This is a genomic window from Streptomyces sp. NRRL WC-3742 (assembly GCF_000720635.1).
Taxonomy (GTDB): domain Bacteria; phylum Actinomycetota; class Actinomycetes; order Streptomycetales; family Streptomycetaceae; genus Kitasatospora.
Map to the genome: position 1 here is coordinate 1 of NZ_JOCF01000134.1, position 7,340 is coordinate 7,340.

The 7,340-nt window shown below is 75.1% G+C and carries 6 protein-coding genes; 3 read left to right on the forward strand and 3 right to left on the reverse strand.

The genetic code is table 11. The annotated features are described in order from the left end of the window. Positions 1-791: TerD family protein (locus tag IH61_RS0139270; protein ID WP_031079123.1), on the reverse strand; the 791-nt coding region annotated here is incomplete at its 3' end. Between the two features lie 299 nt (positions 792-1,090). Here IH61_RS0139270 and IH61_RS0139275 point away from each other — a divergent pair. From IH61_RS0139275 to IH61_RS0139285, 3 genes are all read left to right on the forward strand, one after another. After that, positions 1,091-2,284, forward strand: a complete 1,194-nt coding sequence (locus IH61_RS0139275) for an HpcH/HpaI aldolase/citrate lyase family protein (protein WP_031079125.1) — start codon at positions 1,091-1,093, stop codon at positions 2,282-2,284. A gap of 82 nt (positions 2,285-2,366) precedes the next feature. Further along, the gene (locus IH61_RS0139280) at positions 2,367-4,856 is read left to right on the forward strand and encodes a phosphoribosyltransferase (RefSeq protein WP_051838769.1); all 2,490 of its coding nucleotides are present in this window, start codon (positions 2,367-2,369) and stop codon (positions 4,854-4,856) included. After that, positions 4,856-5,683 (forward strand): hypothetical protein, encoded by an 828-nt coding sequence (locus IH61_RS0139285; protein ID WP_031079129.1) that lies wholly within the window; start codon positions 4,856-4,858, stop codon positions 5,681-5,683. Before IH61_RS0139280 ends, IH61_RS0139285 begins: the two co-directional genes overlap by 1 nt. On the opposite strand, the gene IH61_RS0139290 is transcribed toward IH61_RS0139285, so the two are convergent. Together IH61_RS0139290 and IH61_RS0139295 are read right to left on the reverse strand one after the other, a co-directional pair. After that, on the reverse strand, positions 5,680-5,895 hold the full coding sequence (locus IH61_RS0139290) for an FmdB family zinc ribbon protein (protein WP_031079131.1): 216 nt from the start codon (positions 5,893-5,895) through the stop codon (positions 5,680-5,682). The two genes, IH61_RS0139285 and IH61_RS0139290, sit on opposite strands and share 4 nt — an antisense overlap. Positions 5,896-6,001: 106 nt before the next feature. Next, a partial coding sequence (locus IH61_RS0139295; protein WP_420714080.1) for a hypothetical protein occupies positions 6,002-7,340 on the reverse strand: 1,339 nt, incomplete at its 5' end.

Here is a 7,340-nt window from a genome sequence, read left to right on the forward strand (position 1 = left end):
GCCGAGGGCGGGGGCGGGGCGATGGTGGCCGGGGCCGGGGCCGGGGCCGGGGCCGGGGTCGCGGGGCCGTTGGCCGGGGTGTTCTGCGGAGGGGTGTTCTGCGGCGGGCCGGGCGGGTTCGCTGCGGGCAGGCGGAAGGTGTCGGGGTCGGCCGTGCGGGGCGCGGGCACCGGGGTGGCGCGCGGGTCGACGGCGGCGGTCGGGGCGCCGGTCGTGGCGGGGGCGGCCTCGGCGGCGCGCTCCTCGTCGTCCACGGTGATGCCGAAGTCGGTGGCCAGGCCGATCAGCCCGGAGGTGTAGCCCTGGCCGATCGCCCGGAACTTCCAGCCGCCGTCGCGCCGGTACAGCTCGCCCGCGACCAGCGCGGTGACGTTCTCGGCGTCGACGATCGCGAACTCGGCCACGGGCGGAGCGCCCTCGCCGGCCGCGACGTCGAACAGCAGCAGGAACAGCCCGGGCACCGCCCGGAACGACCCGCCCTCGGAGGAGCCGGCCAGCACCACGCGGTCCACCGTCGCGGGCAGCTTGGCGAGCTCGACCTCGACGGTGTCGGTGATCTCGGCGCCGCCGGCGGTGTGCTGCTTCGGCAGGTGGCGCACCACGCCGGAGGGGTGCCGGGGCTGGTTGTAGAAGACGAAGTCGGAGTCCGAGCGGACCTTGCCGTTCGCTCCGAGCAGCAGTGCGGAGGCGTCCACGTCCGGCGCACCGGGCACGTCGCTCCAGCGCAGCACGGCGCGGACCGCCGTCGCCGGCAGTGCGATGTTGGCGCCCTTGGCCATCACGTGCGTCATAGCGGACCATCCTGCCCGTTCGCCACCCCTTCGGACAACGTGACCAGGGCGGTCGCCGGGGCTGCGGACTTTGCCAATTCTTGCGGTTCCGGAGGTTTGCCCGGCCTCATCCCGGGATCGTCGATGTCCGGCGGGCCCGGGCTGCGGGCAGGGTGGATGTTCCGGGAGTTCAGTGGACCGGACGGCGGAACGGCCGGAATCCGTCCGTACGATTGATGTTCGAGAGGGCCCCAGGGGCCGGCGGAGGGCCGTCGAGCCCGCCGGACACGCCCGATCCGTCCGATCCCGAGGAGGGCAGCATGCGTCATTTCGGCCATCTCGCCGAGGACGTCCGCGGGCGGCTCTTCCTGGAGCAGCCCGGGGCGTTCGACGCGCACAGCGAGCCGGCAGTGCTCGCCACCGCCCTCGGCGGCACCCTCTACAGCCCGGCCACCCGGCCCACCCTGGCCGCCGACGTCCGCAAACTGGCTGCTCGCGGCGTGGTCTCGATGGTGCTCTGCCTCGAGGACGCGATCGCCGACCACGAGGTGGGCGCGGGCGAGCGGAACCTGGTCGAGCAGTTTTCCGACCTGGTCAATGATTTCACCGATCACGCACAGGGCCACCCCCTTCTCTTCATTCGAGTCCGTACGGCCTCCCAGATCATCGATCTCGCCGAGCGGCTCGGGCCGGCCGTGGAACTGCTCAGCGGCTTCGTCCTGCCCAAGTTCACGGCCGACGGGGGCGGCGAGTACCTGGCCGCCCTCGCCGCCGCCGAAGCCTCCACCGGGCGGCGGCTGTTCGCCATGCCCGTCCTGGAGTCGCCCGAGCTCGCCCACCTGGAGACCAGGCGCGAGCAGCTCCACGGCATCGCCGAACTGCTCGCCGGGCACCGGGAGCGCGTCCTCGCCGTGCGGCTCGGCGTCACCGACCTGTGCTCCGCGTACGGGCTGCGCCGCTCGCCCGACCTCACCGCGTACGACGTGGCGCTGGTCGCGGGCGTCATCGGGGACGTGGTCAACGTGCTCGGGCGCGCCGACGGCACCGGGTACACGGTGACCGGGCCGGTCTGGGAGTACTTCCCGGTGCAGGAGCGGATGTTCAAGCCGCAGCTGCGGCGCACGCCCTTCGCCTCCTCCGGGGGCACGGCGGCGGCCAGCGGCGAGGAGGTGCGGCGGCGGATCATCGCCCACGACCTGGACGGGCTGATCCGCGAGGTCGAACTCGACCGCGCCAACGGGCTGCTGGGCAAGACCTGCATCCACCCCAGCCATGTGCCCGCCGTGCACGCGCTCTCCGTCGTCACGCACGAGGAGTACTGCGACGCCCGGGACATCCTGCGCGCCGAACAGGGCGGGGGCGGGGTGCTGCGGTCGGCGTACACGAACAAGATGAACGAGGCGCGGCCGCACCGGGCCTGGGCGGAGCGGGTGCTGCTGCGGGCGCGGGTCTTCGGGGTGGCGCGCGAGGACGTGAGCTTCGCGGAGCTGCTGTCGGCCTGCCTGTGCGGGTGAGGGAGTCGTGGGTGGATCCGTACGGGACGGATGGAAGGCAGGGTCGGCAGTGACGATCGCGGAGAAGATGGTCGCGGAGAAGATGGCCGCGGAGCAGGCGGTCGCGGGGCAGGCGGCTGCGGGGCAGGTGGTCGCGGAGCAGACGTGGAGCGGCCGTTGGGTCGCCGACCGGGTGGGGATCGGCCTGGACGGCTCGGAGCGGCTGCCCGAGCTCGTGGGCCTGGCCCTGCGGTCCGGCAACCCCCGGCGGGCCCACCTGCTGGTCTCCACCGTGCTCGGCAAGCACGTTCCGCAGCGGCCCGCCGTGGTGCACGGTGTGGGGGTGGAACTCGGGCGGAGCGTACGGGAGTTGCTCGGGGCGGCGGCGGAGGGCGCCGTCGTGCTCGGCTACGCGGAGACGGCCACGGGCCTCGGTCACAGCGTCGCGGACGGCCTCGGCGTCCCCTATCTGCACTCCACGCGGCGGCCGGTGCCGGGGGTGGAGTCGGTCGGGGGATTCGAGGAGGAGCACTCGCACGCCACCACCCATCTGCTGCTGCCTTCGGAACCTGAATTCCTGTGTGGTGACGGCCCGTTGGTTCTCGTGGATGACGAGTTCTCCACCGGACAGACCATCCTCAACACGATCCGTGAGCTGCACGCCCTTCAGCCGCGCTCCCGCTACGTCGTCGTCGCCCTGGTCGACCTGCGCTCCGCCGCCGACCGCCGTCGCCTGGAGGAGGCCGCCGCCGAACTCGGCGTCCGGATCGACCTGGTGGCCACCGCCTCCGGTTCCGTCCGGCTGCCCGAGGACGTGATCTCCCGCGCCGAGCGGCTGATCGCCGAGGTCGGGGAGCCGACCCCGCTGCCCGACGCCCCGCCCGCATCGCTGGTCCGGGTCGAGCTCGGCTGGCCCGCCGGACTGCCGGACGGCGGGCGGCACGGGTTCACCGGGGACGACCGGGCGCGACTGGAGGCCGTACTGCCCGCTCTGGCGGGGGAGTTGGCCTCGGCCCTGCCCGCCGGTGCGGGCCGGGTGCTGGTGCTCGGCTGCGAGGAGCTGATGTACGCGCCGCTGCGGCTGGCCGGAGCGCTCGACGACCTGCTCGGCGGCGACCGCGTCCGCTGCTCCACCACCACCCGCTCGCCCGTCCTCGCCGTCGACGACCCCGGCTACGCCATCCGCACCCGGCTGGCCTTCCCCGCCCACGACGCCCCGGCCGACGGCGCCTCCCGCGAGCGCTACGCCTACAACGTCGCCCCCGGCGCCGACCCGGCCCGGCGCTTCGACGCCGTGGTGCTGGTCGTCGACGACGTCGCCGACACCCCCGCGCTGCACGAGGGCGAGCGGGCGCTGCTGAACCAGCTGCGGCTCGTCACCGACCGGGTGGTGCTCGCGGTGCTGCCCTCGTACAAGCCCGTTCCCGTGCCCGAGCCGCTGCCCGTTCCCCAGCCCGAGCCGCTGCCCGAGCCGCTGTACGGGCCGGAGTTCTCCTCCTACCCGAAGGAGGACGTGGCCTGGCTGCTCAAGGACCTCTCCGGGGTCGCGCTGGAGGCCCCGACCGAGGAGCGGGAGGAGGCCGTGCAGAACGGCGGCGCGCACTACGCCGAGTCGCTGCCGGTCGAGTACCAGCCCAGCCCCGAGTACCAGGAGCTGTTCCGGCAGGCGCTCGACGGCTCCGCCCGGCGGATCGCGCTCGCCGTCGGCACCGTCGCCGAGACCCTGCTGCGCGAGCGCGGGCCCGGCCTCGTCCTCGCCTCCCTGGCCCGGGCCGGCACGCCGGTCGGCGTCCTGATCCGCCGCTGGCTCGCCTTCGCGCACGGCCTCGACGTGCCGCACTACACGCTGTCCATCGTGCGCGGACGCGGCATCGACCAGGTCGCGCTGCGCTACCTCGCCGCCCACCACCGGCCCGCCGACGTGGTGTTCGTCGACGGCTGGACGGGCAAGGGCGCGATCACCCGCGAACTCGCCGAGGCGCTCACCGGCACCGGCTTCGACCCCGCCCTCGCGGTCCTCGCCGACCCGGGGCGCTGCGTGCGCACCTACGGCACCCGGGACGACTTCCTGATCCCCTCCGCCTGCCTCAACTCCACCGTCTCCGGCCTGGTCTCGCGCACGGTGCTGCGGGCCGGGCTGATCGGGCCGGGGGACTTCCACGGTGCCAAGCACTACCTGGAGCTGGCCGCCGCGGACGTGTCGCGGGAGTTCCTGGACGCCGTCGCCGGATGGTTCGACGAGGTGCGCCCGTCGGTGCGCGAGGGCGCCGAGCGCCTGGCCGCCGACCCGGACCGCACGCCGGACTGGGCCGGCTGGGCCGCCGTCGAGCGGATCAGCGCCGCGTACGGCATCGACGACGTCAACCTGGTCAAGCCCGGCGTCGGCGAGACCACCCGGGTGCTGCTGCGCCGCGTCCCCTGGCGGGTGCTGGCCCGCCGGGGCGTCGGCGCGGACCTCGACCACGTACGGCTGCTCGCCGGGCAGCGCGGCGTCCAGGTCGAGGAGGTCGACGAACTCCCGTACTCCTGCGTGGGGTTGATCCACCCCCGGTACACCCGTGGGGCCACCGGCGCGAACGGAAGGGCCGTCTGATGGGTGCCGTACTGGCCGTGAGCGACCTCGACCGGACGCTGATCTACTCCGAGCGGGCGCTCGCGCTGGACGGCCCCGACGAGGCGGCGCCCCGGCTGCTGTGCGTCGAGGTGTACGAGGGTCGCCCGCTGTCCTTCCTCACCGAGCACGCGGCCGCCCTGCTCGTCGAACTCGCCGAGTACGCCTGCTTCGTGCCCGCCACCACCCGGACCGTCGAGCAGTACCGGCGCGTCAACCTGCCCGGACTGCAGCCCCGTTGGGCGATCTGCGCGAACGGCGGGCAGCTGCTGGCGGACGGCGTGCCGGACGCCGACTGGCGGCGGGAGATCACCGGACGCATCGCCGAGGGCGCGGCGCCGCTCGCCGAGGTGCTCGCGCACCTGGAACGCCACGCCGACCCGGGCTGGACGCTCAAGCGGCGCGTCGCCGACGACTCCTTCGCCTACCTGGTCGTCGACCGCGCCGCGCTGCCCGGCGGCTGGCTGGCCGAACTGACCGGCTGGTGCGCCGAACGCGGCTGGCGGGTCTCCCTCCAGGGCCGCAAGGTCTACGCCGTGCCGACGCCGCTCAGCAAGAGCGCCGCGCTCGCCGAGGTCGTCCGGCGCAGCGGCGCGGACACCGTGCTCGCCGCCGGGGACTCCCTGCTGGACGCCGACCTGCTGCTCGCCGCCCACACGGCCTGGCGGCCGGGGCACGGCGAACTGGCGGACCGGGGCTGGACGGCCCCCGGCGTCACCGGGCTGGCGCACGTGGGGGTGACGGCGGGGGAGGAGATCGTCCGGCGGTTCCTGGCGGCGGCACTAGCGGTGGGCGCTGTCGCCGTCTAGCCGCAGCAGCCGCCCCCGCAGCAGCCACCCCCGCCGCCGGACGGGGCCTGCGGGGCGGCGGTGGCGGCGCCGGTGACGGCGACGGTGGAGAGGAGCTTCACCGTGTCCTCGTGGCCCTGCGGGCAGACGGCCGGGTCACTGGCCTGGGACATCGGGCGGCGCAGTTCGAAGGTGGCTCCGCAGGAGCGGCAGCGGAAGTCGTAGCGAGGCATACCGGCAGGGTACCGAGCCCGCTCCGCCCCCGCTGGTGGCCGTCCGTGCCGGTGGCCTGGAGCGCCGGTGGCCCTGAGCGTTGGTGACCCTGAGTGCCGGTGACCGTCAGTGCTGGTGGCCGCCCATGTCCTCGCGGATCATGTCGACCACCCGTGCCGCCGTGTCCCGTACGGCCGCCAGCTCCGTCAGGAAGTGCCAGTAGTCCGGGTGCCGCCCGGCGGCCTCCAGGGCGGCCACCGCGCGGTCCACCCGGACCACCGCCTCGTCCAGCGGGCCCGCGTGCCGCGGGTCCGGCGAGGTGCGGCCGGCCATCGCCAGGCGCTGCGCGTCCCGGAGGGCGAAGCGGGTCCGCTCCACCTCGCGGGTGGGGTCGTGCTGCACCTCGTTGAGCAGGCGCAGCCGGTCGTTCACCGCGAGCACCGAGCCGTCCGCCGTCTCCAGCAGCGCGCGGACGGTGCCGATCGCGGCGGTGGCGTCCGCCCAGCGCTGCTCGTCCCGGGCGCGGGCCGCCTCGGCAAGCTTGCGCTCGGCCGCGCGGCCCGTCTCCGCGACCTGCTCCGGCACGTGCTGGAGGTCCTGCCAGCAGGCGGTGCTGAACCGGCGGCGCAGCTCGCTCAGCGCCGGCGGGACGGAGGACGCCTTCGTCTCCAGCGCCTGGATGCGGGTGCGCAGACTGGCCACCCGTCGATCCAACTCATGTGCCCTCTCCGGCAGTTGGGCGGCATCGGCGGCGATGGCCTCGGCCCGCTGCCGCACCTCGTCGGCGCGCCGCAGCGTCGCCGCCACCCCGTGCCGGGCGGCGCCCTCGTTCAGCCGCCCGAGCTCCGGCGCCAGCTCGGCCAGCCGGGCCGCCAGGTCGTCCGCCCGCAGACCCGCGCCGCGCACCGCGTCCAGGGCGTTGCTCGCGGCGAGCAGCGCGCGCTTGGCCTGCTCCACCGCCGGGGTCACCCGCACCAACTGCTGCTCGGCGTGCTCCACCATCGGCTGGAGGCGCCGCAGGTAGTCGCCCAGCTCCGCACGGGCCGACCCGAGCTGGCCCCGGGCGTCCTCCAGCATCCGCTTGGCCCGCGCCGCCGACGTCGCGTCCAGGGTCTCGCTGTCCAGGTTGTACGCGTCCAGGGCACCCAGATAGTTCACGGTGACCTGCTCGACCCGCCCGGAGATCGCCGGCAGCTCCGCCAGCGCCCGCTGCGCGGCCGGCCCCTCCTCGGCCGCGCGGACCGTCTCCACGGCAAGCTGCAGCTCCCGCTGGGTCTCCTCCAGCTCGAAGAACGCCTCCTGCGCCGCGGCCCGGGCCTCCTTCGCCTCCGCCCGCGCGCCCTCCCCGCCGCGCCGCCCCCACCAGCCGCCGCCACTGCCCGTCGACGCCGCCGCCACTGCGCGCTCCCTGCTCCGTGCTCGTCCGCTGATCCGGCCATTCTCCCCGATCCCCCCACCCCCAATC